General features: G+C 62.0%; 23 protein-coding genes and 3 pseudogenes. 20 read left to right on the top strand and 6 right to left on the bottom strand.

Annotation, left to right across the window (positions count from 1 at the left end; genetic code table 11):
- The first annotated feature begins 4 nt into the window (after positions 1-4).
- Both DL544_RS10770 and DL544_RS10765 read left to right on the top strand, forming a co-directional pair.
- The gene (locus DL544_RS10770; RefSeq protein WP_139727104.1) at positions 5-1,066 is read left to right on the top strand and encodes an XdhC family protein; all 1,062 of its coding nucleotides are present in this window, start codon (positions 5-7) and stop codon (positions 1,064-1,066) included.
- Positions 1,042-1,710 carry a nucleotidyltransferase family protein gene (locus DL544_RS10765; protein WP_139727103.1) on the top strand — a complete coding sequence of 223 codons (669 nt, stop codon included), beginning with the start codon at positions 1,042-1,044 and terminating at the stop codon, positions 1,708-1,710. The genes DL544_RS10770 and DL544_RS10765 overlap by 25 nt, the downstream gene beginning before the upstream one ends.
- A 61-nt stretch (positions 1,711-1,771) precedes the next feature.
- On the opposite strand, the gene DL544_RS10760 is transcribed toward DL544_RS10765, so the two are convergent.
- The 3 genes from DL544_RS10760 to DL544_RS10750 all read right to left on the bottom strand — a co-directional run bounded on the left by DL544_RS10760 (position 1,772) and on the right by DL544_RS10750 (position 3,810).
- A complete protein-coding gene (locus DL544_RS10760; protein ID WP_139727102.1) occupies positions 1,772-2,242 on the bottom strand; it encodes a hypothetical protein in 471 nt (156 codons plus the stop codon).
- Positions 2,243-2,599, bottom strand: a complete 357-nt coding sequence (locus DL544_RS10755; protein WP_139727101.1) for a hypothetical protein — start codon at positions 2,597-2,599, stop codon at positions 2,243-2,245. It abuts the gene before it with no gap.
- A gap of 455 nt (positions 2,600-3,054) precedes the next feature.
- Positions 3,055-3,810, bottom strand: coding sequence for a tetratricopeptide repeat protein (locus DL544_RS10750; protein WP_139727100.1), 756 nt, complete (start codon positions 3,808-3,810; stop codon positions 3,055-3,057).
- Between the two features lie 168 nt (positions 3,811-3,978).
- Here DL544_RS10750 and DL544_RS10745 point away from each other — a divergent pair, with 168 nt between their 5' ends.
- The 7 genes from DL544_RS10745 (at position 3,979) to DL544_RS10715 (ending at position 11,323) form a co-directional block, all read left to right on the top strand.
- Entirely contained in the window at positions 3,979-4,272 is a 294-nt protein-coding gene (locus DL544_RS10745) for a transposase (protein WP_032954795.1), read from the top strand.
- Positions 4,269-5,129: an IS3 family transposase gene (locus DL544_RS10740; RefSeq protein ID WP_065185370.1), complete on the top strand. Its 861-nt coding sequence runs from the start codon at positions 4,269-4,271 to the stop codon at positions 5,127-5,129. The genes DL544_RS10745 and DL544_RS10740 overlap by 4 nt, the downstream gene beginning before the upstream one ends.
- A 102-nt stretch (positions 5,130-5,231) precedes the next feature.
- Positions 5,232-5,942, top strand: coding sequence for a hypothetical protein (locus DL544_RS10735; RefSeq protein WP_139727099.1), 711 nt, complete (start codon positions 5,232-5,234; stop codon positions 5,940-5,942).
- A 541-nt stretch (positions 5,943-6,483) separates the two neighbouring features.
- Positions 6,484-6,699, top strand: a complete 216-nt coding sequence (locus DL544_RS10730; protein ID WP_139727098.1) for a hypothetical protein — start codon at positions 6,484-6,486, stop codon at positions 6,697-6,699.
- Between the two features lie 252 nt (positions 6,700-6,951).
- Complete coding sequence (locus tag DL544_RS10725; RefSeq protein WP_139727097.1) at positions 6,952-7,794, top strand: glycosyltransferase family 32 protein; 843 nt, start codon at positions 6,952-6,954, stop codon at positions 7,792-7,794.
- On the top strand, positions 7,791-10,013 hold the full coding sequence (locus DL544_RS10720) for a family 16 glycosylhydrolase (RefSeq protein ID WP_139727096.1): 2,223 nt from the start codon (positions 7,791-7,793) through the stop codon (positions 10,011-10,013). Before DL544_RS10725 ends, DL544_RS10720 begins: the two co-directional genes overlap by 4 nt.
- A gap of 314 nt (positions 10,014-10,327) precedes the next feature.
- Positions 10,328-11,323 carry a TIGR02391 family protein gene (locus DL544_RS10715; protein ID WP_139727095.1) on the top strand — a complete coding sequence of 332 codons (996 nt, stop codon included), beginning with the start codon at positions 10,328-10,330 and terminating at the stop codon, positions 11,321-11,323.
- A gap of 157 nt (positions 11,324-11,480) precedes the next feature.
- On the opposite strand, the gene DL544_RS10710 is transcribed toward DL544_RS10715, so the two are convergent.
- The 3 genes from DL544_RS10710 to DL544_RS10700 all read right to left on the bottom strand — a co-directional run bounded on the left by DL544_RS10710 (position 11,481) and on the right by DL544_RS10700 (position 14,056).
- A complete protein-coding gene (locus DL544_RS10710; protein WP_139727094.1) occupies positions 11,481-12,263 on the bottom strand; it encodes a hypothetical protein in 783 nt (260 codons plus the stop codon).
- A gap of 109 nt (positions 12,264-12,372) precedes the next feature.
- Positions 12,373-13,398 carry a site-specific integrase gene (locus DL544_RS10705; protein WP_139727093.1) on the bottom strand — a complete coding sequence of 342 codons (1,026 nt, stop codon included), beginning with the start codon at positions 13,396-13,398 and terminating at the stop codon, positions 12,373-12,375.
- 268 nt (positions 13,399-13,666) lie between these two features.
- Positions 13,667-14,056 carry a Mov34/MPN/PAD-1 family protein gene (locus DL544_RS10700; protein WP_229298564.1) on the bottom strand — a complete coding sequence of 130 codons (390 nt, stop codon included), beginning with the start codon at positions 14,054-14,056 and terminating at the stop codon, positions 13,667-13,669.
- A gap of 45 nt (positions 14,057-14,101) precedes the next feature.
- Here DL544_RS10700 and DL544_RS10695 point away from each other — a divergent pair.
- The 11 genes and pseudogenes from DL544_RS10695 to ftsH form a co-directional block, all read left to right on the top strand.
- A pseudogene (locus tag DL544_RS10695) lies at positions 14,102-14,263 on the top strand (integrase core domain-containing protein); the annotation flags it as partial.
- A gap of 245 nt (positions 14,264-14,508) precedes the next feature.
- Positions 14,509-14,699 (top strand): annotated as a pseudogene (locus DL544_RS10685) (IS3 family transposase); the annotation flags it as partial.
- Between the two features lie 158 nt (positions 14,700-14,857).
- A complete protein-coding gene (locus tag DL544_RS10680) occupies positions 14,858-15,139 on the top strand; it encodes a helix-turn-helix domain-containing protein (protein ID WP_032961707.1) in 282 nt (93 codons plus the stop codon).
- 35 nt (positions 15,140-15,174) lie between these two features.
- A complete protein-coding gene (locus tag DL544_RS10675) occupies positions 15,175-15,744 on the top strand; it encodes an Hsp20/alpha crystallin family protein (protein ID WP_005409669.1) in 570 nt (189 codons plus the stop codon).
- A gap of 96 nt (positions 15,745-15,840) precedes the next feature.
- A complete protein-coding gene (locus DL544_RS22435) occupies positions 15,841-17,064 on the top strand; it encodes a Clp protease N-terminal domain-containing protein (protein WP_479692440.1) in 1,224 nt (407 codons plus the stop codon).
- On the top strand, positions 17,040-17,915 hold the full coding sequence (locus tag DL544_RS22430; protein ID WP_479692439.1) for a hypothetical protein: 876 nt from the start codon (positions 17,040-17,042) through the stop codon (positions 17,913-17,915). The genes DL544_RS22435 and DL544_RS22430 overlap by 25 nt, the downstream gene beginning before the upstream one ends.
- 210 nt (positions 17,916-18,125) lie before the next feature.
- Positions 18,126-18,296: a hypothetical protein gene (locus tag DL544_RS22425; RefSeq protein ID WP_479692438.1), complete on the top strand. Its 171-nt coding sequence runs from the start codon at positions 18,126-18,128 to the stop codon at positions 18,294-18,296.
- A gap of 27 nt (positions 18,297-18,323) precedes the next feature.
- Positions 18,324-18,527, top strand: coding sequence for a hypothetical protein (locus DL544_RS22420; protein WP_479692446.1), 204 nt, complete (start codon positions 18,324-18,326; stop codon positions 18,525-18,527).
- A gap of 129 nt (positions 18,528-18,656) precedes the next feature.
- Positions 18,657-19,667, top strand: a pseudogene (locus DL544_RS10660) (phospholipase D-like domain-containing protein); the annotation flags it as partial.
- 64 nt (positions 19,668-19,731) lie between these two features.
- Complete coding sequence (locus tag DL544_RS22415; protein WP_479692437.1) at positions 19,732-20,145, top strand: phospholipase D-like domain-containing protein; 414 nt, start codon at positions 19,732-19,734, stop codon at positions 20,143-20,145.
- Positions 20,085-21,902, top strand: coding sequence for an ATP-dependent zinc metalloprotease FtsH (gene ftsH / locus DL544_RS10655; RefSeq protein WP_049397306.1), 1,818 nt, complete (start codon positions 20,085-20,087; stop codon positions 21,900-21,902). The genes DL544_RS22415 and ftsH overlap by 61 nt, the downstream gene beginning before the upstream one ends.
- The last annotated feature ends 80 nt before the right edge of the window (positions 21,903-21,982 follow it).

Here is a 21,982-nt window from a genome sequence, read left to right as displayed (position 1 = left end):
GCGCATGGACCGACCCGCAGCCTCGCCCACTCTGGAGGCCTCCGCCGCAGGCGGAGGGGAGCCCTGCGATCTTGCCGAGCACCTGTCGGCAGCGCCGGGCTTCCTCGCCGAAGGCAGCCCGCGCGGCGTGCTCGAGACGGCCTTTACGCGCGTGCGCGCGGGGGAGCACGCCGTGCTCGCGCTGGTGCTGGAAACCGATGGCTCCACTTACGCCGGTGCCGGCGACATGGTGCTGTTCTGCAACGGCAGCCAGGTCGGCTGGCTGAGCGGCGGATGCCTGGAGCCCGAGCTCGCGCGACGCGCGGAGCAGGTGAGCGCGGCAGGGCGGGTCGACTGGATCGAGATCGACACCCGCAGTGACGACGACCTGTTGAGTGGGTCTGCGCTCGGCTGCCGCGGCCGGCTGCGGATTGCGCTTCTGCCGTTGCGTGCCATGGCCGGCATCGACGACGTGATCGAGGCTTGGCTGCGCGAGGGCGTGTCACTCCAGCGCGACCTTCGCACGTCGGGGCAGGTCGTTTTCCGCGCCGGCCATCGCGAGCAGGCATGGCAGCTGCATCCGATGGACGGGGCGCATTCCTTTGGCGAGGGCGCATGGCATTTGCCGTTGCCCCGGCTTCCGCGGGCCCTGGTGTTGGGGGGCGGTCCCGAAACGCCCTTGCTGGTTCCGTTGCTGAGGGGCCTGGGGTGGCGGGTGAGCGTGGCCGAACGGCGAGCGCGCTGGGCCTCAGCCGGGCAGTACGCGGATGCGCATCTTCAGACCAGCCCGGCCGAGGCCCTTCATGACGACCCGTGCGACGCGGTACTGGTGATGCATCACGATTTCGAACTGGACCGGGAGGCGCTGGTGGCCCTGGCTGATACCAACGTCGCGTTCATTGGACTGCTGGGGCCGCGGCGAAGGCGCGAGGACCTGTTCAAGCTGCTGACACCGGAACAGCGCCACCGCCTGTCCCCGAGACTTCGGTCACCGGTCGGCCTGAGCATCGGCGGCCGGGGGCCCGAGGCGATTTCGCTCAGCATCGCCGCGCAGCTGCAGCAATGGCGAAGCGCGCACGGCAGGTGACTGATGCGCATGCGGTCGTCGTGCTGGCTGCCGGCGGGAGCACCCGGCTTGGCCAGCCCAAGCAGCTTCTGACCCGGCAGGGCGAGATCTTGGTACATCGCGTGGTGCGGTTGGCGCGCGAGCTCGCGCCAGCGCAGGTACTGGTCGTGGTGGGCGCGAACGCACAGGCCGTGACATCCAGCATTGCCGGGCTGGAGGCCACTCCGGTAACCAACCAGCACTGGGAACGCGGTCTGGCGAGCAGTCTGCAGGTTGCCGGCGCACGCCTGCTGCCCACGGTGACCGCGGTGATGGTCGTGGCATGCGACCAGCCCGCAATCGAGCGCTCCCATCTGCAGGCGCTGCTTTCGGGTGCCAGCGTCTCGGCGTCAGGGTGCGCGGGTACCCGCCACGGAAATGTGCTTGGCATTCCCGCAGTAGTGCCGCGTGCATGGTTCAACTCTGCGGGCGCAACCGGTGACCGCGGCTTTGGAGCGCGCCTGCGGCAACTTCCTGTCGATACGGTGCATGTCCTACAGGCACCGGAACTGGGCCTGGATATCGATACGCCAGAAGATCTTGCGCGTGCGCGCGATGCGGGCTGGATCGATGCCGAGGTCGAGTCGCACGATCACGGTGCCAACGCCCGTCGCGCAGATGACTAGCGGCAGAGCCGGAGCCCGAACCCTCGCTGCCCGCAGCCCTGTAGAGTCGAGCCACGCTCGACTACGGCACGCCACATCGCACCCCATCAGGCACATCACTGGCAAGAATCTGCAGCACCCGATCCAACAGAACAGGTTCCGGCACGCCAGCCAGTACCTGCTCCAGGTAATCCAACGGCTCCAACTGCCATTCGAGGAACGCCCGCAACCGCACAACGGCAGGCGCCCGCTGCTTCGCGTCCAGTGAGACCTGCAACAGCAGATGTTGCTGGCGCCTCTCCAGCCACAGCACGGGTATGCCTCGGCAATGAACCTGGAACTCGGCATCTCGATGCCGCTCAACGAACTGGAAGCCCTGTCGTGGCCGAGCCTCCACGAACTGCATGGCTTGGCGGCGCAACTGCAGAAAGCGATCGCCGGGGATGCTGTGGAAACCGATAGGCGAGGGCTTGGGCGGTGCCAGCCACTGCGTCTGTGCCGCAACCACCACCACAAGACACAGCGCGGTGGCCGCCCGGCGCCACCAGGCCACTCAGCCCTCCGGATGCAGTCGGGTACTGGCGTGTGCGGTAAGGCCGATTCCGGCCATGATCAGCCCCTCCATCACGCGCGGGCCGACGTACTGCCCCAGCTCGCCATTTTCGCGGGCGCGCTGAGCGGCCAGCAGAATCTCCAGGACCACGCGAAGGCCGGCCAGCGAGCAGTCGGTATCCGCCAAGGCAATGCGCCGGCCCGGCATCTGATGGCGCTCTGGCCACGGTTGACCATCGGAGGCGGCGCCGGAGCCGATGCTGTGCAGCAGGGCGATGAGGGTGTTCGGGTCCAGCGCAGGGCCATTCGCAGGCACGTCGTGGATCGGGTGTGGGGCAGGGGAGTGGGGCTGGGTCATGGCTGGGCTCCTTGCGTGCATGCAGAAGCCGCCACCGATAAAGGTGGCGGACGATGCGTGGTTCGAAACCCGGCGTTCGCTGAACCGGCGGGCACAAGGCCCCCACGCACCGCCCGCCATAGCCGGCCGACGGATTGCCAGCCGGCACCACACAGGGTGATGCCGGCTGGCAAGCGTTTACTTCAACGAACTACCGGGGTTTCGAATCCCGACCACCCGTTTCCGGTGGCACGCAAAGAAATACGCCCGGTTGTGCGCGATGCCAATGCAGTAAGGCCGATGCCGTCACCACATTCAACATTTTCAGAATCGTTGCATACGACGCAACGAAGCTGGAGCCTTGCGCTGCAACGCTATCGACTATGTCGATGGTGCACGCCGGACGAGTGTCGGCATCCGCCCGGCGAGGCCGTGAGCGAGGCGAATGCGACAGGATTGCCAAGGGCCGCCAGGCGTCAGTAACCCTTCAACGCAGCCTTGGTCCGCTCCAGCCACGCGGCATTGTGGCTGCGCGCGTGGCGCGACCAGTGCTGGGCATCATCGATGATGCTGGCGAACAGGCTGCGGGCTTGCTCGCGATCGTCGGGTTGCGGCTGCGCCATCAGCCATTCGGCGTAGAGGCAGCGAGCGGCCGCATCGTTTCCGCATTCCACGGCGCGCTCGAACGCGGCGCGGGCGCCGGGGGCTTGGGCGGTTGCCAATGCCTGCGCGTAAAGCAGCGTCTGTTCCGGCTTGCGGCGCACGTCCGGATGGCGGGCGAACAGGCCGTCCAGCGTCTCCACCGCAAGCGCAGCGTGCCCGGACTCGAGGCGGGCACGGGCAAGGCCGGTCAGGATGTAGGCATCGTCGCCCAGCGGCGAGCTGGCTGCCTGCTCAAGCAGGGTTCTGGCTTCCTCGGCCTGGCCGGCATCCAGCAGCGTCACGCCCAGCCGAACCCGATTCTGCACGGTGGGCGTGCGCGCCAGTTCGGCACGGGCGTTGCGAAGGTCCTGGCCTGGGTCCATGAGCTGCTTGGCGGAACGGACGACCTGCCGGGCGCCGCGCGAGTGACGGACTTCCGGAAAATAGATCGCCAGGAAGTAGACGACGCTGCCCAGCAGCGGGAACGAGAAGAGCAGGATGAGCCAGTAGAGGCTCTGGCCTGAGCGGATGGCGTGCACCGCGAAGTAGATGGCGGCCAGTACGTGGAGTCCGATTCCGATATAGGGCATGTGTGCCGCCTCGTCCTTGTGAGGGTTGGCACTATAGTGGGGGAGGGGTAGGGCGCCAATGGGGTGGCAGCGATCGAGCGTGACGCGTCACGTTAATAGGGTGGATGATCTGGCCCCCCGTCAGCGGACGCCAAGAAGCGATACTTTGATCGCACTTGGAGGTCCCTTATGTCCCGTATCACCCGTCGTAGCTATACCGATGAGTTCAAGCACCAAGCCGTGGAGTTGGCCGAGTCGCTCGGGCCTGCCGCAGCAGCCCGTCAGCTGGAGATGTCGGTCAAGACGCTGGCAAATTGGCTTGACGCGGTCCGTGCTGGCCGGTCTCTGACCTCTGAGGCTCGCAGGCCAACCACCGACCTGGAAAGCGAGATCAGCCGCCTTCGGGCCGAGAACGCCAATCTGAAGATGGAGCGGGAAATCCTAAAAAAAGCGGCGGCGTTCTTTGCCAGAGAGTCCAAGTGAGGTACGCCTTCGTCGCCAGTCAAAGGACTCACTACCCGACCAGGTTGTTGTGTCGGGTTCTTGGGGTTTCTGTCTCTGGATTCCATGATTACCTGCGTCGGCAATGTGCCCAAGCGTGCGATGCCGATTCGGCCCTGCGTACCGAGCTTCGGGCCATTCATGTGACCAGCAAGCGCAGTTATGGGCGACGTCGGCTGGTCAGGGCCTTACGAGCCAGGAATCATCCAGTCGGCCACAAGCGCGTGGCACGGTTAATGGCCGAGGAGCGAATCCAGGGCAAGACCAAAGGCCGATTCCGACCCAAGTCCTCCGGCGGCTCATCTCAGCTCGCCCCCAACCTGCTGGATCGGCAATTTGCCCCCGGAACCGGACCGACGGCGTGGGTCGGGGATATCACGTATGTCCCCACCCGCCAGGGATGGCTGCATCTGGCCGTGGTCATCAGCGTCCAGACCCGGCAGGTGCTGGGCTACAGCGTTTCCAAGCGTCTGACTGAAGAGCTGGTGGTGAAAGCATTTGCCAATGCCTGGGCTCTGCATCCACAACGACCCGGCCTGATCTTCCATTCAGATCGTGGTGGGCAGTACTGGGGGAACGAGTTTCGCCAGCTGCTGCAGTCCCATGACGTGGTCCAAAGCATGAGCCGGCCTGGCAATTGCTGGGACAACGCGGTGGCCGAGAGCTTCTTTGCGACGCTCAAGACAGAAGAGGCTGCCGAGCCTTACGCCAGTAGGGAACAAGCCAGCCAGTGCATCGCTGCTTACATCCACGGCTTCTACAATCCAGCCCGGCTACACTCGGCGCTGGGCTACCACTCGCCTAACAACTACGCCCGGCAGCTCCGGGCTGCCGCCTGAAACGGCTTCATGGCGTCCGTTTTCAGGGGGCCAGATCAGGATTCTGCAGGGCGGAGCGCTGAATGCCACTATGTGGCGGGCTGCATCGATGGAAGGGGATACATGGAACATACGCAGAAGACGCTAACGATGGCTGATGTTGCTGGATGGGGTTCGGCGCTCGTCACCTTTGGATTGATTCAAGGGGCTTTGTACCTAAAGGAGTATTGGGGGCACTTCGGCCTCGATCCCTTTCAGTTTGTTGCGGTGAGTGAGCTTGCACTGGCAGGGCTTGCTGGGATCGGCATGGTGTTATTTCTCATGCTGCTGGCCTCGCTGTTTGGCGGCTGGGTGGAGATGAAGGTCACGAGCGGCAGCTCCAAAAGCAAGCTGTTCGCATGGCTGTTTCCAGTGCTTTTCTTCACTGTCCTGGGGCTGCTGCTTTGGTGGTCGAACACGTGGCCTCTTCTGATAGGGGTTCTTTTAACGGTCATCTGTGCGTTGATCGTGCATCTTTCGCCGGTGGTGCCCACCGCAGTGAAAGATTCCCCTTGGCTGATCTACGCCTTGGTAATGCTGGTCTACGTCTCGATAGCGTCAAGCATGCTTGGCTCCCAGCGTGCCGAGAAGATTTCCTCTGGTGGCGGCAAGCACGTGACGGCTGTGACTGTTGATGGAAAGGTGCAGGGCGACCTAAGCCTGATTGGTCGTCTTGGTGACAGCTATGCACTGTGGGACCCGGCGCGGAAAGCTACAGTGCTTGTGCCTGTTGGCGATGTTGGGAGGTTGGAGATTCTGCGAAAGGGTGTGATTCCTGTTCCGGCAGCCCAATAGGGCTGGATCTCGGCAAGCGCCAAGCTGAGAGTGGCATTGCACTTCAGTACGGGGAGTAGCGATAAGGGATGTTTATCGGGGGTAGGGAAGGGCAGCTTCCGAACCAAAGCAGGCATCCATCTGCGTTAGGGCTGAGACCTGGCGAGGTCCTCAGCATTATTTCTGGGTCCGGCTGTACGCCGGCTTGTTAACCGGCGCTCGCCGCCCTAAGATCGGGCTGCATCAAGGGGAAAGCTCACCATACGGTGCTTTCTGGATAAATCGTAGAACCGGACCTTCGGGTCCGTCTATTAGGTAGTTGGCAGCTACTGGGGTCATGATGAATCAAGATGATGCAACCTTCCTCGCAAACGCGCACAACTCACTTGAACGCCTGGGGGATCTAAACACTAGCTTCCTTAGTCACGTCAGAAACTACGGAGGCTCACCTCGCTTTCCCAACTCGCTAGGGGAGTCGGAGGGTACTCTAACCACGGCAGCATTTGGCCATGAGCTACGCGCAGCACCCCGGCCCGTTCGCACTGGGCTACGCGACTTTGCAATGGAGTACACGTTCCATGCCAAGTTCGCCGGCGAGGATGTCCCGGTCTGGACGTTCTACCTTCTAGAGCAAGGTGAGCTGTTCACTGCTCCGAGCAACGGGACCAAGATCTGCGACTTTAACAACCGATATCTTGGCGAGCAGCTTTTGGTGCCGCTAAATCTGGCAATACTGCAGACCGAGCTGTTTGCGCCTCGCGATGCAGCGAGCGGCTAACAGTTCCTTCAAGCTGAAGCCGCTTCGCGGTGGACCTTGAGCAGCGACTTCATGTCTCCAAGCTTGCGAAGGGGGAAGAGCAAACGTCGGATGCTACTGTTACCGGAAGAAGTCATGGAAAGAGAGCTCAACGCCCGCGCAGAGGACCTTCCGTAGCCAACTGATGCGGGCTCGCGGCGAGCGCTCCAGCACGTGTAGACGCAGCCGCGCAGTGTCCGCCACGGTAAAAGCACCCCAATCGAAGCGACCTCAATGCGATCCGAAGCCGACAGTCCCGAACATCATCGACAGCGCTCGGAGTTCATCAGGAGCCTTGTCCAAAAATCACGGGTACTGCAGAACGCCGACAGCGAAGCGCCAAGCGTCCCCAACACCATCGTGCAGTTCTGGCACAACCTTGCGCAGCTACCTGAAGACGTTCGGGAGTGCATTTCCTCTTGGTCCAGGTGGGAATCCCATGGCTTTGCCCACCGTGTATTCGACATGACGGGAGCAGGGGAATTTGTCGGTCGCTCGTTAGGTCCGGACCACGCGCACGCTCTCACGCGTTGCTACCACCCCGCGATGCAGGCCGATTATTTCCGACTGTGCTATCTGTTCGTCGAAGGTGGTATGTATGTCGATGCGGATGATGTGTGCATCGCGAGCGATATCGCGAGTCTGTTCGATGGCTGCCAACTCAAAGTCCAGCCTCTCTGCTACGACATTGGATCCGACTCGATGGTGAGTCCAACAGAGTTTCTACAGCCGGGCGCGAACGACGAAGGCTGGATCTTCTACTTCAACAACAATCCACTGATTGCGAGAAAGGGGGATCCGGTCATCAGGCGCGCACTTCAGCGGGCGACTCAGCTTCTAAGCAGCGTTTCGGATGGGGAATTCCCTGAAATCCAGTCGACCACAGGCCCGGGCAACCTCTCGAGGACAATTTTTGAGCTAGGAACGGCATCCTCGATCGATGATCGGGTTCTGGTATTGCATAACTGGGATTCGATCGCCGTATCGCGTTGGCCGCTGAGCTACCGTCGCGACGCGAGGAATTGGCGTCTATCGAACGGAAAACGCTTCCACATCGCAGCACAGGAGATGCAATGAATTTGTTCGAGCCGTTAGGGGGCGCGCGGCGACTGTTGCATTCACTTTTTCTACGCGCACGTGCGTTTCTGCCGGTACAGCAATCAATGGCGTTCAGCCCGACATTCACGGCCGGGCGCGACCGCATCGCTGACATCCACGTGATCAATCTGGACCGGCAACCAGAGCGATTATCAGCCGTTCATCGTGAGTTGGGTCGGATTGTCGACGCTGCGGGCCAACCGCTATCCCAGCGGCTCATTCGACATCCGGCTTGCGACGCTCGGGCCGTCCCTGTGGGAACGCTGGAAAGCCCGGACATCGATCCGTACTACACGCTCGCCGATCAGTTGTTCGTCGAACCGCAGCCGCATGCGCTTCCGGCAAACTTCGACCTTAGCCGTCCGATCCGGATGAGCGACGCAGAGGTCGCTGTCGCCCAATCGCATATCGACGTTTGGAAAAAAATCGCAAACTCGGCAGCTCCGTATTCGCTGGTTCTTGAGGACGACGTCTGGTTCGAACGGGGGTTCGGGCGGCTCGTCGACATGGCTTGGCGTGAAATGCGAGCAGCCGATCAGACCGAGCCTTCCTTTGACGTACTGTACCTGTCGTACAAGGAAGTCAGGCATGGGGCTCCAAAGATCTTCGTCTCGCAGAGCGTCTTCCGGCCCGAGCGTGGGCTCTGGTATCTATCCGGATACGTGCTGTCCAAACGGGGCGCACAGCGGCTTCTTGCGCTTTTACCGTGCCGCGGACCTGTCGACCTATGGATCAACCAAAAGTTTCACGAACTGGACGTGCGCGCCGTGCGCCGTTCCGTTATAGCCCAGCGGCTCGACTTGCAGTCGACGAACTCCTACTCAGTTCTGCCTGCGCTCAGTCAGATTGGCATCCTCAACCATGGGACCCCAGGTGCGTTTCGCCAACTCCCCACTGAAATTCCCATATTTGCGTTCGGCGCGCCGGGCTCCGGCTTGTCGTCGCTGGCTATGGCATTGTCGATGCTCGGCTATCGCTGCTGCAGTGACCTGGACGACTTGCCGGACTCGGAGCTTGATCGGCTGCTCGAAGTACGGCGCGGGCGCATATTCGACGCCTATGTCAACGTCGCCTCGCTTGCTCCGCACATTGCGACGCTCAGGCAACAGTACCCAGGCGCGAGGTTCATCGTGTGCGGCGAGACCGGCCTTTGCTCCACGGAGATCGCAGCACTTACCACTGCGGTCGGGGAAGGCGTGTTGCACCTGGATGAAGGCGGTGTCTCGGACTGGCAAGCCCTCTGTGAGTATCTCCGCCTTGCACCGCCGAGCGCTCGCTACCCGCACGTTCCGGATCGCGGTCACCGCACGCTTCGACGCACCGCAATCAGCAGGCCAGCTGCGGTGACTTGGAAGCGGCCTCGACACGATGTTTCGCCCTGGGTGGCACCAGCGCGAGGCGAGTGGACAGGCATTGACGTCGGTCCCATCGAGCCATCGGCGCCTTCGGCAGCGGAGTGGACGCGTTTCGAGGATGACTTGGTCGCGCTCAACCCATCGCGCTGGATGCTTCGCGACGACACTTTCCCTGGGAACCTGGCGCTGTTCCGGCCTGCGAACATCAGCGCGAGTCCAGCTGGGGGCATTGAACTGCGGGTTGCGCAGGCGTCGCTCGGTGTTCGGAACCTGAGCGCGGCGGCGGTCTGTAGTCGGGACCACTACCTGTACGGTCGCTTCGAGGCGACGCTGCAAGCTACGGACGTCCCCGGCCTGGTAACCGGCTTATTCCTCCACCGTGATTCACCGCGCCAGGAGATCGACGTCGAGATTACCGGCGACCGTCCGGACCGGATTCTGGTGAACGTGTTTTACAACCCGGGTTCGGACGGCGCGAAGTTCGACTACGGCTACCGTGGCACACCCGTCAGTATCGATCTCGGATTCGACGCCTCAAAGGCGTTGCATACGTATGTGATCGAATGGGAGCCCGATGAAATCCGCTGGCTAGTCGACGGCCTTCTCGTCCATCGACGTGTGCTATGGGATCCGACGCCGATTCCGCACTTGCCGATGAAGTTGCACGTGAATACGTGGCCAACCAGATCCCGCGAGCTGGCAGGTCGGCTGGTGCTCCGTGCACTCCCGGCAGCAGCGCGAGTCCGGAGAATCGCCGTTGGCGCGATCAACGCAGACGCTGCCCGCCACGCAGGCTCGACCGCATTTGGGGCCGGACATGTCATATCTGCGGTAACGGCCTGAAGTGCCTGAGCCAAGACGATCGTGCGTGTCCGCTGCTAGCCGGAAGCGGGCATCGACAAGGGCAGGGATTAGATTGCTTTATCGAGGGTAGGGTATGCCGTTTTCGGTCCAGAGCAGACAGCTGATACTGCGAGCACCGGTCAAGTCATCCCAGCAAACGTCAGCTTGCTAGTCGAGGCCGCCCCTCCATAAAATTGAACCGTCTCTAGGGAGTGGCGCACCAAAGGATCTCAGGTGCTGAAGCAAATTCTAGCTGACTATTCTTCAGGCCGATTCCCATTCTCGGCACAGCTTAACTCAGGCGGCGGGGACATATGGTAATTGCCGAGAACCACGACGGACATGTTTACAACTGGATCATGTTTGAGCGTGAAACAGTCGAATTTGTACTGCGAGCTATTGACTTCTATGTATCACTACTTGGCGATGAGTCGCGCGAGCTTGCGGAGGACCCGGATCTCGCGAGCTTGATCACAGACGATACGCGCAGAGAACTTGGCCTTGGGCGTGATAAGGAGCGAGCAAACCGTCTTAGGCAATGGATCAAGAGCAAATCGGAAGAGAGCGGCGATTCCTACCACGTAGACATCTCCATGAGCCATGGTACTGTCCGCTTCATCAAGGCGGTCAGCCTTCTTTACCTTGCAAAGCTAAAGACGAAAAGAAACAGGCTGGCCAGTCGGCCCAATGTAACGACTTCGACTCTTTCGGCATTAGACCGTGAAATATCCAGGAAAGAAGAGCTCTTCTCTTCATCTGGCGTGTTTAAGAACGCGTCTCCTGTTCAACTACTTGCGGAGTACGGCGAAGCACCAGGAGCCGAGGAAGCGGTGACCCCGCCGCAGCCTAATGAAGAAATCGCCCTCCTTACCGCGTCGAGGCCACGCCCGGTGCTCGTCGGCTCCATCGAAATTCTGGATCATGAGCTGAGGAGGAGGTGCTTGGACCTGTTCAACCAGTTCCAGGAAGCGGGCCAATCTGAGCGCAATGATACAGTTGTCTCGGAAGCATCACGCATTCTGGAAAGCCGCCTTCGAGCAGTGACGGGATGTACCGATGGGAGCACTGGCAAGCAACTGGTCACTCTCGCATTTAATGGTCAGAAGCCTAAGTTGCGGGTTAGCTCCGTGCCGTCTGAGCAAGAGGCAGCGCAACTTCTCTTTATGGGCACCTTTGGCTTCATCCGGAACCAGGTTCAGCACAAACTCTTGGGCAGCCTTCCTGCCGAGCGTACACTGCAGATACTTGGTTGGATTGACTATCTTTTGGCAGTCATAGAGCAGGCGGAGCGAGTCGCAGATCCTCCCTAACGACCGGACAGCCAGCAGGGGGACGAAGAAAGCCATCATGTAAACAATGAGAGAATAGGCTGTGGCCATTTCGTTCCATTTCGACGGCGATGACGTGGCAAGCCAAGCCGGTGGAGGGCATCGAGATCGTGAGGGTAGGGGTGAGCAACTGATCGGCTCATTGTTTATGTGGACGACTTTCGCTAGCGCTCTTCCCTTTGGGTTGCCCACGGCCAATGGAAGTTACTTGGACCGACTCCACAATCCGGAAATCAAAATTATCACCATTGGCGGCACGAATAAGCAGCAAGTGAGACCCGCTAATTGCTCTCAGTAGTCGCCAGGTTTGATCTTGTGAGTTCTCAAGTTGGACGATGGCGAGGGACTGGGCTCGCGAATCTATGATGGCTCGAGTTCTAATATTTGCTGCGGCGGGTGTAGCAACTAGCGCGAGTGCACCCATGGAGAGTACAAACGTCCATGCGCCTAACTTGCGACCGAGCGAATCCCTCAGCCTTCTGAGATATATGAGCCCTCCCATTAGCGCGGATATCAAGGCCAGAACAAAGGCGCAGAAGCTCCAGTAAGAGGTATATTCATTCATCCACTTGCTGACCGCCAGGTGGATTGCATACGTTGCTATGGCTAAGAGCGCCAGTGCTCCCGCCACCCTTATGGGTGGAACAGGCAAGGGGTCTCCGTGGAGCACTAGGCTGGCAAGAGTTGTGGCAAGCAATGCCGCCACGACTGCCGGAGTCTGGGCAATGGTCGTTACATCGAATAGATCCACGGCCCACACCGCGCGGAGATCGGTAAAGTAAAATGTCAGATATGCGTATCCCAGTAGATAGGAGTAGGCATATACGACAACAAGACCCCCGGCTAACGACGCAAAACGAGCGGCCATCCATTCCGCCGAAGATTGCCGCGATCCACTCGCTTTGCTCTGCTCAATGCTCATAAGATGCCTTTGCTAGGGTTTTCCGCCGCGCTATTGTAGGGTTGAGGCTAGCTTTATGAAGGCGTGCGGAAGCTGGGGATAGCTCTAAACTCAGACACTCCCTTCGCCATCACAAGTCATCTTCCAATAGACGTGCAGCGGGATTTGTTGCCGCGCCGCCAGCTTGGAAGTATCCGACAACACTCGATATCGATCGGTGCTCGGTCAGCTGCATGATCGCGGGCAGCGCCACGCCCTGGTGACTGGCTTCGGTCACGAACCCGGACCTGAGGCTATGCCCGCCAAACTCCCCCTCCAGTCCCGCCATACGCGCCCGCCGCTGCACGATCTCCCCCACTGCGGGGCCGACGCGCTGCTTCCACAGCCGCCTGAAGATGGCCCCCTCGGTGATGCCTGAGACCTCCAACCAGTCCTGGAGGGCGAGGGCGGCCCGATCGAGCACCGGCTTATCCGGGGTCGAAGTGGCCGCAACCCCAGCCTGCTGGGTCTTGCTGTGCTCCAGCCGGTAGATATAGCCCGCCTCGCCAATACGGCGCAGGTCGCGAAGGTCGGCCGCGGCGATCTCGCTGCGCCGGCGGTCGCCACTAGCGAACCCGAAGCAGAGTAAGGCGCGATCCCGAATTCCGTCCAAGCTGTTGTCGCAGGTGGCCAACATGGCCTCTAGCTCGGCCAGGGTGATCGCAGTCTTTTTGCGTGGGCGCTCGCCGCGTTTGACCGCAGCCCGCGCGGCGCGACTGAGCACGGTGCGGATCGCCGGGTGCTCGCAGGGATTGGTGGCTTGCTTGAGCCGGTGTGCGGTGGATAGCACAGCAACGCGATGCCGCACGGTAGCCAGCGTCCAAGGCCCAAGTTTGGCTTTCAGGCCGGCCGCCACCAAGGCCTGATCGACGGCCGGCGGCAGTTCCCAGGCCAATTCGCCGTCAGCCGACCGGCGCTGTACGTGGTCGACCACAAACTGCAGCACGGTGGCTTCGGATACCGGCAAGGCCAACTCGATGCCGTAGCGCGCCGCATGCCAGCCGGCCCAGTAGCGCCGAGCGCTGATGTAGCTGCGGGTAGTGTTCTCGGCCGCGGCTTCGGCCAGCAACTCGCGGACCGCATCGGCAGCCTGCCGGGCCAGTTGTTCGTGCAGCATTTCGCAATCTTGGTAGGTATGTTTAGTGTTGCATCAGTAACGGACTAAATTTAAAAGCGTTTTTGCCGATATAGCACATTAATCTGTTGCGCCTTTTGCATCGAGCCTTGTGTTGCGCGACTCAGGCTCCTAAGCGCAACAGGCCAACTCGTGGTCCGCAACACCCAGAACAGTCGCTGCAAGGCTTCTGACTAGTGGCCAGTCCCCCTCGCCGCTTGTCCCCTCTTTGAGCTTCAAAGCTTGCGGCTTCATGGGTCAACGCATTTTTTTATCGGTGGGGCTGAAAGAGGTCGCCATTACCGTCTCCATGAACCAGCTCGACGTGGAGACCTTGCCTCCCGACAATGATCGAAAGCTGCGGTCGCTTGTCTTTTCTCCCCGTAGCCAGTCGGCGCCATTCCGAGCGGTCCAATCCGGACGGGGTCGGGTAGTCCTCCGGGTGGGTGTGCCATTCGCCCAGATATCGTACCGTGCCACGTGAGGCGCGCCAGCGATCAAGGGCAAGCTTGGCATGACCGAATGGGGAGCGGTGAAAAAAGGTGCGCAGCCTGAGGTCCCAGATAGTTGGGGCTGTGGCCTGTTCAATGATCAGATGCTCGCCATGAACTGTCCCAAGAAGTAGCCCGCCTGACTCGGGAGCTTGATCGCCGTCTTGCACGTAGCGGGCAAACACATCCAAAGTGGCCGGCGAGAGATGAATGAGCTCGCCCAAGCCCGCCAGGTCATCGCCGACTGGCGACGCGACTACAACCAGGTGCGACCACACAGCAGCTGCGGTCGAATCCCGCCTGCCCAGTTCGCTGCCAACCACCGAGCACAACAAGCCGACAACGCAGTAACCTTCAACCCCGGGCTTTATCAGTAATCACTGGTATGGCCAGTGGGGGCAGGTCAAAGCTGAAGTCTGATCCGGATGGCCCAGATATCTTTCAGCTTGAGCGGAGCCTTCTGTCCGATCAGCTTTCCCTTGTTCCAAGGCTCGTGGGGCTGAGATGTGTGAAGAATTGCCATGACCTACTCCTGATGAAGGGGGTGGTCAGGGTTCTCCCACGTCAAGAATCAAGGCGTGATGCGACCCGAAGCGGACATCTGCTGATTGAGGGTATTGCCAACGGACTGTACAAGGCCGAGGTGATCCACCGTCGCTCCTGGCAAAGCCTCGAGGCCGTCGAGCTGGCCACGCTGGAATGGGTGAACTGGTTCAATCTTCGACGCCTGCTGGAGCCGATCAGCAACATCCCCCAGCCGAAGCTGAAGCAGCCTACTATCAGCAGACCCGTGAGCTCGCCATGGCGGCGTGACTCACACCAACGAGCCTCCGGGATTTCCGGGGCGGTTCAGCCAGCAGATCGCTGGATGTTGACGCTTGACTTTCGGCATGGTAAGCGCAATATCTTGCAAAGTCTTGCAAGAACTTCCTCAGGCGAGGCCGCGTGACGACGGAACTTGTGGGGGTGGTATGACAGCGCGCCAGCAGGCGATCTTCACACTCGACGAGTTGGCTGCCTACTTGAAAGTCGGCAAGCGGACGCTTTACCGGCTCGCCGCGCACGGGGACATTCCGGCCTTCAAGGTCGGCGGGACGTGGCGGTTTCGTCAAAGTGAAATCGATCGATGGATCAATGATCAGACCCAAGCAGGCAGAAAGAAGGAGGTGATACGCACGGATGAGCAGCCAAAGTCAGCGGAACAACCCGTGTCGCCAGGGCGCGCTGTCCGTCGCCGCAGGCAAACGGAGTGAGCGAGAGTCTTCAATTTTTCTTCTGGAGGTGTGACATGGACATTGATCTCAAGAAATTGGCTCCCTGGAACTGGTTCAAGAAGGAGCAGGAAGAACAACAGAGCACTGCCTCGCTGCCGGTGCAGCGCAATGACCTGCCGGTGGCGGGTGGGTCGGTCAGTCCCATCCTGCAATTGCATCGCGAGATCGATCGCCTGTTCGACGACGCGTTTCGAGGCTTCGGTTTCCCGACGCTGGCCATGCCACGCTGGCCGTCGGAGTGGCCGGGCCTGCTGAAGCCGGCCCTGGACATCCAGGAGACCGACAAGCAGTACAAGATCGCCCTGGAAGTGCCCGGGGTCGAGGAAAAGGACATCCAGATCACGCTCGATAACGATGTGTTGCTGGTGCGCGGTGAGAAGCATCGGGAACAGGAAACGAAGGATGGTGGTTTCCACCGCGTGGAGCGTTCCTACGGCAGCTTTCAGCGCGCCCTGAATCTGCCGGCCGATGCCAACCAGGAAACGATCAAGGCCGCTTTCAAGAACGGCGTGCTCACGATCACGATGGACAAGCGCGAGGCCAGTGCCCCCAGGCAGGGGCGCTCGATCCCGATCAACGGCTGACGCCGATCGGCTCGTCCTCCGAAAAACAACCAAGTGAATGGCGAGGCGCCGTGACCTTCGGTGCCTCGTCAAATCAGTCCTTTAAGGAGCATCAGCATGGCCAGAAAGCAGTGCCAAGTCTGCGGCCAGCCCGCCACGGTGCGGGTGGAAGCCAATCTCAATGGTCGCCACAGCACCATGCTGTTGTGTGACGATCACTATCGCCAACTGGCGCGCCAGCAAAAGCGCACCGTCTCGCCGCTGGAGGCTCTGTTTGGCTCGCGCAGCGGTTTGTTCGAAGACTTCCTCGGCAGCGACTTCTTCCGCATCGGTGACGATGCACCGTCCGTGGCGGCCGATACCGACGAGGTCGTCGATGCCTCGTTCGGCGAATCCGCTCCCGCAACGGCGGGCACGGCGCGCCGCCGCGGCAGTGGGCTGGCCAGCCGTATCAGCGAACAGTCTGAGGCCCTGTTGCAGGAAGCCGCCAAACATGCTGCCGAGTTCGGCCGGCCCGAAGTCGATACCGAACACCTGCTGCTGGCGCTGACCGACAGCGACGTGGTCAAGACCATCCTGGGGCAGTTCAAGATCAAGGTCGATGACCTCAAGCGGCAGATCGAATCCGAAGCCAAGCGTGGCGACAAGCCGTTCGAAGGCGAGATCGGCGTGTCGCCACGTGTCAAGGATGCGCTCAGCCGTGCCTTCGTGGCCTCCAACGAGTTGAGTCATTCCTATGTGGGGCCAGAGCACTTTCTGATCGGCCTGGCCGAAGAAGGCGAAGGCTTGGCAGCCAACCTGCTGCGCCGCTACGGGCTCACGCCGCAGGCGCTGCGCCAGCAGGTGAGCAAGGTGGTCGGCAAGGGGGCCGAGGACGGCCGTGCCGAGACGCCGACCAATACGCCGGAACTCGACAAGTATTCGCGCGACCTCACCAAGATGGCGCGCGAGGGCAAGCTCGATCCGGTCATCGGCCGCGCGCAGGAGATCGAGACGACCATCGAAGTGCTGGCCCGGCGCAAGAAGAACAACCCGGTGCTGATCGGCGAGCCTGGCGTGGGCAAGACCGCCATCGTCGAAGGGCTGGCGCAGCGCATGGTCGCAGGCGAGGTGCCCGAGACGCTGCGCGACAAGCGCCTGGTGGAACTCAACATCAACGCCATGGTGGCCGGCGCCAAGTACCGCGGCGAGTTCGAGGAGCGTGTGCAGAAGGTGCTCAAGGAAGTGACCGAGCACCAGGGCGAGCTGATTCTCTTCATCGACGAGGTGCACACCATCGTCGGTGCCGGCCAGGGTGGCGGCGAAGGCGGCTGGACGTGGCCAACGTGTTCAAGCCGATGATGGCGCGCGGCGAGCTGAACCTGATCGGCGCCACCACGCTCAACGAGTATCAGAAGTACATCGAAAAGGATGCCGCGCTGGAGCGTCGCTTCCAGCCGGTGATGGTGCCCGAGCCGACGGTAGCGCAGACCATTATGATCCTGCGCGGCCTGCGCGACACGTTCGAAGCGCACCACAAGGTCAGTATCACAGAGGACGCGATCATCGCCGCCGCCGAGTTGTCCGACCGTTACATCACCGCCCGCTTTCTGCCCGACAAGGCCATCGACCTGCTCGACCAGGCAGCCGCACGCGTGAAGCTGTCAGCCACGGCCCGCCCGGTTGCCGTGCAGGAGCTGGAGGCCGAACTGCACCAGCTGCGGCGTGAGCAGGACTACATGGCCTCGCGCAAGCAGTACGACAAGGCCGCCGAGCTGGGCAAGCGCATCGAGGCCAAGGAGGCCGAACTCAAGAAGCTCGTCGAGGAATGGGAACGCGAGCGCGCCTCGGGCAGCGCCGAGGTCAAAGCCGAGCATGTCGCGCAGATCGTCTCGCGGCTGACCGGCATCCCGGTCAGCGAGCTGACGGTGGAAGAGCGCGAGAAGCTGCTGCATCTGGAGCAGCGGCTGCACGAGCGCGTGGTGGGCCAGGACGAAGCGGTGCGCGCGGTGGCCGATGCCGTGCGTCTGGCGCGCGCGGGCCTGCGCGAAGCAGCAAGCGGTGGCGACTTTTCTGTTCCCAAGGGCCGGGTGGTGGATTTCACCAACACCATCATCATCGCCACCTCGAATCTGGGCTCGGACATCATCCAGCGTCGGCTGAAGGCCCGTGGCGCCGCCGGCGAGGAATACGAGAGGACCAAGTCGAGGTGATGGACGTGCTGCGCGACACTTCCGCCCGAGTTCCTCAACCGCATCGACGAGATCATCGTCTTCCATGCGCTGGGCAAGGAGGAGATCCGCCATATCGCGCCCCCGACGTCTACCACCTGCTACAGGTGTGACGCTGCCTCACCGACGGCACCGGGTGGTGGCACAACCCATTCATCGCCACTCAATCGGCTGATCCCAGCGTCTGAGGCCGTGCGCGCGAGATACGGGGACGTCGAGGGATGGACGTGCGCGCGGACACTTCCGCCGTTCCTCAACCGCATCGACGAGATCATCGTCTTCCATGCGCTGGGCAAGGAGGAGATCGCCATATCGTCGGCCTGCAGCTCGATCGTGTGGCCCGCAACGCGCAGCCAGGCGTGACGCTGACCTTCGATCAGACCTTGATCGATCACTTCGGAGGAAGGCTACAAGCCCGAGTTCGGCGCGCGTGAGCTCAAGCGGCTGATCCGCAGCGAACTGGAGACCGCATTGGCGCGCGAGATGCTGGGTGGCGGTATCGGCAAGGGCGATCACGCCAGCGCCCCTGGGACGACAAGGCCGAACGCGTCGTCTTCGAGCGCAAGGAGCCACCGCGCAGCCGGCCGAGCCTGATAAGTCCGATGCCGCGAACGTGGCCGAGGCACCGCCGAACGGCGAGAGCAAGCCTAGCGCAAGAAGAAGCCGGCGGCGGCGAATCTTGAGTCATGAGGAGGCTATCGTGTCCGACCCCAACGGGCTGACATGGGCAGCCACCCTCGTGTCGCTGGCGGTCGCTGTCCCACGGCGGGGCACGCGGTCATCTACAAGCGTGACCCTCGATCGGCCACGCTGTGGATACTGCTGATCGCCTTGTTGCCGCTGGGCGGTTCGCTGCTGTATGGCTGTTCGGCATCAACCGTTACCAGCGGCGGGCACGGCGGCTGTTTCCGGGACGGATCTTGCTGTTCGACAGGATCTCTCGCCCACGGTGCCCGAGCCCGTATCGCCGCCGCTTGCCGGCCTGGCGCACCTGGTAGGACGCGCCACCGGCCAGTCGCTGACCGGCGGCAACCGCATCGAGCCGCTTGTCGATGGCGAGCGGGCCTACCCGGCCATGCTCGCCGCCATCGAATCGGGCGGAACAGCGTCGCCTTGGCCTCGTACATCTTCGACAGCCAAGGCATCGGGGCGCAGTTCGTCGATGCGCTGCGCCGGGCTCATGAGCGCGGCGTGCAAGTGCGGGTGCTGATCGACGACGTGTATGCCCGCTGGACGCCCCGCAGCGCCTACCGCGCCTTGCAACGCGCCGGCGTTCCGGCGGCGACGTTCAACCCGACGTTGATTCCCGCGCGCCTGCATGCCGCGCATCTGCGCAATCACCGCAAGCTGCTGGTGATCGATGGCGAGGCAGGTTTCACCGGTGGCATGAATATCTGCAGCCCGTATTGGCGGCCCGATGCGCCGGGCCAGGCCTGTCACGATTTGCACTTTCGTCTGCGCGGGCCGGTGGTTGCGCATCTGATGCAGTGCTTCACCGATGATTGGTGCGATGCCACGGGCGAGCAGCTCGGCGAGGGTTTCTGGCGCGAATCGCCCGCAATGGCTGATGAGCAAGGGACCTCTTGGGCGCGCGGCATCGAGGCCGGTCCCGACGAGGCCCTGGACAGGATGCGCTGGACCTTCATGGGCGCTTTGAGCGCGGCGAAGCATTCGGTGCGCATCTGGACACCTTATTTCGTCCCCGATCAGCCGATGATCGCGGCGCTTAGCACGGCTGCGTTGCGCGGGGTGCGTATCGACGTGCTGACGCCCGCAAACGGTGACCATCCACGGTGCAATGGGCCGCGCGCGCCACTACTGGCAGGTGCTGGAGCACGGTGTGCGCATCTTCGAACGTCCTGGCCCGTTCGACCACAGCAAGCTGATGCTGATAGACGGCCAGTGGTGCTGCCTGGGTTCGGCCAACTGGGATGCGCGCAGCCTGCGCCTCAACTTCGAGTTCAATGTGGAGGTGTACGACACCGCGCTGTCTACGCGGCTGGAATCCCTTTTTGATGCCGCCCGTGATGCATCGAACGAGATATCGGCCATGGCGTTGCGCGCCCGCCCGCTGGCCATCCGCTTGCGCGACGGGGTGGCCCGTCTGTTCACCCCATTCTCTAGCGACACGACTTGCGAGGAACATTGCCGATGGAAAAGAAAGATCAATGGAACATCGGCTACTGGATCGTCGCCGGCCTGTTGCTGCTGACGCTGCAGAACTACTGGCAGGCGGCGAAGACGGTTGAACCCGTTCCCTATAGTGAGTTCGAGAAAGCGCTGGCCGAGGGGCGCGTCGCCGAAGTACTGGTGTCGGACCGCACGGTGACCGGGCGCCTGAAATCACCGGACAGCCGGGGCAAGACCACCATCGTGGCCACCCGTGTCGAACCCGACCTGGCCGAGCGGCTGTCCAAATACGACGTGCCTTACGCGCGGGTGGTGGAAAGCACCTGGCTGCGTGATGTGCTCTCCTGGATTCTGCCGGCGGTGGCCTTCTTCGGCGTCTGGTTCTTCCTGTTCCGCCGCTTTGCCGAGAAGCAGGGCATGGGCGGTTTCCTGAGCATCGGCAAGAGCCGCGCCAAGGTATTCATGGAGAAGAACACTGGCGTGACCTTTGCCGATGTCGCTGGCGTCGATGAAGCCAAGGCGGAGTTGGTTGAGATCGTCGATTTCCTCAAGAATCCGCAGGAGTGTGGACGGCTCGGGGCGCGCATTCCCAAGGGCGTGTTGCTGGTGGGCCCACCGGGCACCGGCAAGACATTGCTGGCCAAGGCTGTTGCCGGCGAGGCGGCGGTGCCCTTCTTCTCCATCTCCGGATCAGAGTTTGTCGAGATGTTCGTCGGCGTGGGTGCGGCGCGCGTGCGCGACCTGTTCGAGCAGGCGCGCGGGCAGGCGCCCGGCATCATCTTCATCGACGAACTCGACGCACTGGGCCGCGCGCGCGGTGTCGGCGGCCCCATCGGCGGCCACGACGAGCGCGAGCAGACCTTGAACCAGTTGCTTACCGAGATGGATGGCTTCGACAGTTCGGTGGGGCTCATCATCCTGGCTGCCACCAACCGGCCCGAAATCCTCGACCAGGCGCTGCTGCGCGCCGGTCGCTTCGACCGTCAGGTGCTGGTGGACCGGCCCGACAAGAAAGGTCGCCTGGATATCCTGAAGGTCCATGTCAAGAAGATCACCCTGGCCCACGGTGTAGATCTGGAACAGGTGGCGGCGCTGACCACCGGCTTTTCCGGCGCTGATCTGGCCAATCTCGTGAACGAAGCAGCGCTGAACGCGACGCGGCGCAAGGCGCAGGCTGTGGAACTGCAAAACTTCACCGCCGCCATCGAGCGCATCGTGGCGGGCCTGGAGAAGAAGAACCGCGTGCTCAATCCCAAGGAGCGGGAAACCGTGGCCTATCACGAGATGGGCCATGCGCCGGTGGCGCTGGCGCTGCCCGGCACCGACCCCGTGCACAAGATCTCGATCATCCCGCGCGGCATCGGCGCGCTGGGCTACACCCTGCAACGCCCCACCGAAGACCGCTTCCTGATGACGCGCGCCGATCTGGAGTACAAGATCGCCGTGCTGTTGGGCGGGCGCGCCGCAGAGAAGTTGGTGTTTGGCGAACTGTCGACCGGTGCCGCAGACGATCTCGCGCGGGCCACCGACATCGCCCGCGACATGATTACACGCTTCGGCATGGATGAGGGCTTGGGGTACGTTGCTTTTGAGGCACAGAGGCCGCGTTTTCTTGATGCGCCTGAACTGGTTCAGGGTGGCTGCCGGGTAGCCGAATCGACTCAGACACGCATCGACCAAGCCATCCGTGACATCGTGATGGGTGTGTTTGATCGTGCATACCGAATTCTCGAAATCAACCGAGAAGTGCTGGAGCGCTGCGCGCGCGAGCTGCTGGCGCGGGAAACGCTCGACGAAAGCGATATCCGTCAATTGACTCAAGGACTTGCTCGGAACTGAAAACAGTAGTAGGTGCCATTCAGAGTAAGCCGACGGCTCTGTTCAGTGCGTCATCCAATTCGCCGGCATTGTTCAAGGAG

This window comes from Stenotrophomonas sp. pho (genome assembly GCF_006228405.1).
Classification (GTDB): domain Bacteria; phylum Pseudomonadota; class Gammaproteobacteria; order Xanthomonadales; family Xanthomonadaceae; genus Stenotrophomonas; species Stenotrophomonas sepilia.
The sequence above is the reverse complement of the archived record's forward strand: the minus strand, read 5'-3'. Positions and strand labels throughout refer to the sequence as shown.

What these genes read in the sequence shown, in the direction of transcription:
- DL544_RS10770 (WP_139727104.1), top strand. Translation starts at nt 5, where the DNA reads ATGGACCGACCCGCAGCCTCGCCCACTCTGGAGGCCTCCGCCGCAGGC.
- DL544_RS10765 (WP_139727103.1), top strand. Translation starts at nt 1,042, where the DNA reads ATGGCGAAGCGCGCACGGCAGGTGACTGATGCGCATGCGGTCGTCGTG.
- DL544_RS10755 (WP_139727101.1), bottom strand. Translation starts at nt 2,599, where the DNA reads ATGACCCAGCCCCACTCCCCTGCCCCACACCCGATCCACGACGTGCCT.
- DL544_RS10750 (WP_139727100.1), bottom strand. Translation starts at nt 3,810, where the DNA reads ATGCCCTATATCGGAATCGGACTCCACGTACTGGCCGCCATCTACTTC.
- DL544_RS10745 (WP_032954795.1), top strand. Translation starts at nt 3,979, where the DNA reads ATGTCCCGTATCACCCGTCGTAGCTATACCGATGAGTTCAAGCACCAA.
- DL544_RS10735 (WP_139727099.1), top strand. Translation starts at nt 5,232, where the DNA reads ATGGAACATACGCAGAAGACGCTAACGATGGCTGATGTTGCTGGATGG.
- DL544_RS10730 (WP_139727098.1), top strand. Translation starts at nt 6,484, where the DNA reads ATGGAGTACACGTTCCATGCCAAGTTCGCCGGCGAGGATGTCCCGGTC.
- DL544_RS10725 (WP_139727097.1), top strand. Translation starts at nt 6,952, where the DNA reads ATGCGATCCGAAGCCGACAGTCCCGAACATCATCGACAGCGCTCGGAG.
- DL544_RS10720 (WP_139727096.1), top strand. Translation starts at nt 7,791, where the DNA reads ATGAATTTGTTCGAGCCGTTAGGGGGCGCGCGGCGACTGTTGCATTCA.
- DL544_RS10715 (WP_139727095.1), top strand. Translation starts at nt 10,328, where the DNA reads ATGGTAATTGCCGAGAACCACGACGGACATGTTTACAACTGGATCATG.
- DL544_RS10710 (WP_139727094.1), bottom strand. Translation starts at nt 12,263, where the DNA reads ATGAGCATTGAGCAGAGCAAAGCGAGTGGATCGCGGCAATCTTCGGCG.
- DL544_RS10705 (WP_139727093.1), bottom strand. Translation starts at nt 13,398, where the DNA reads ATGCTGCACGAACAACTGGCCCGGCAGGCTGCCGATGCGGTCCGCGAG.
- DL544_RS10680 (WP_032961707.1), top strand. Translation starts at nt 14,858, where the DNA reads ATGACAGCGCGCCAGCAGGCGATCTTCACACTCGACGAGTTGGCTGCC.
- DL544_RS10675 (WP_005409669.1), top strand. Translation starts at nt 15,175, where the DNA reads ATGGACATTGATCTCAAGAAATTGGCTCCCTGGAACTGGTTCAAGAAG.
- DL544_RS22435 (WP_479692440.1), top strand. Translation starts at nt 15,841, where the DNA reads ATGGCCAGAAAGCAGTGCCAAGTCTGCGGCCAGCCCGCCACGGTGCGG.
- DL544_RS22415 (WP_479692437.1), top strand. Translation starts at nt 19,732, where the DNA reads ATGGGCCGCGCGCGCCACTACTGGCAGGTGCTGGAGCACGGTGTGCGC.
- ftsH (WP_049397306.1), top strand. Translation starts at nt 20,085, where the DNA reads ATGGAAAAGAAAGATCAATGGAACATCGGCTACTGGATCGTCGCCGGC.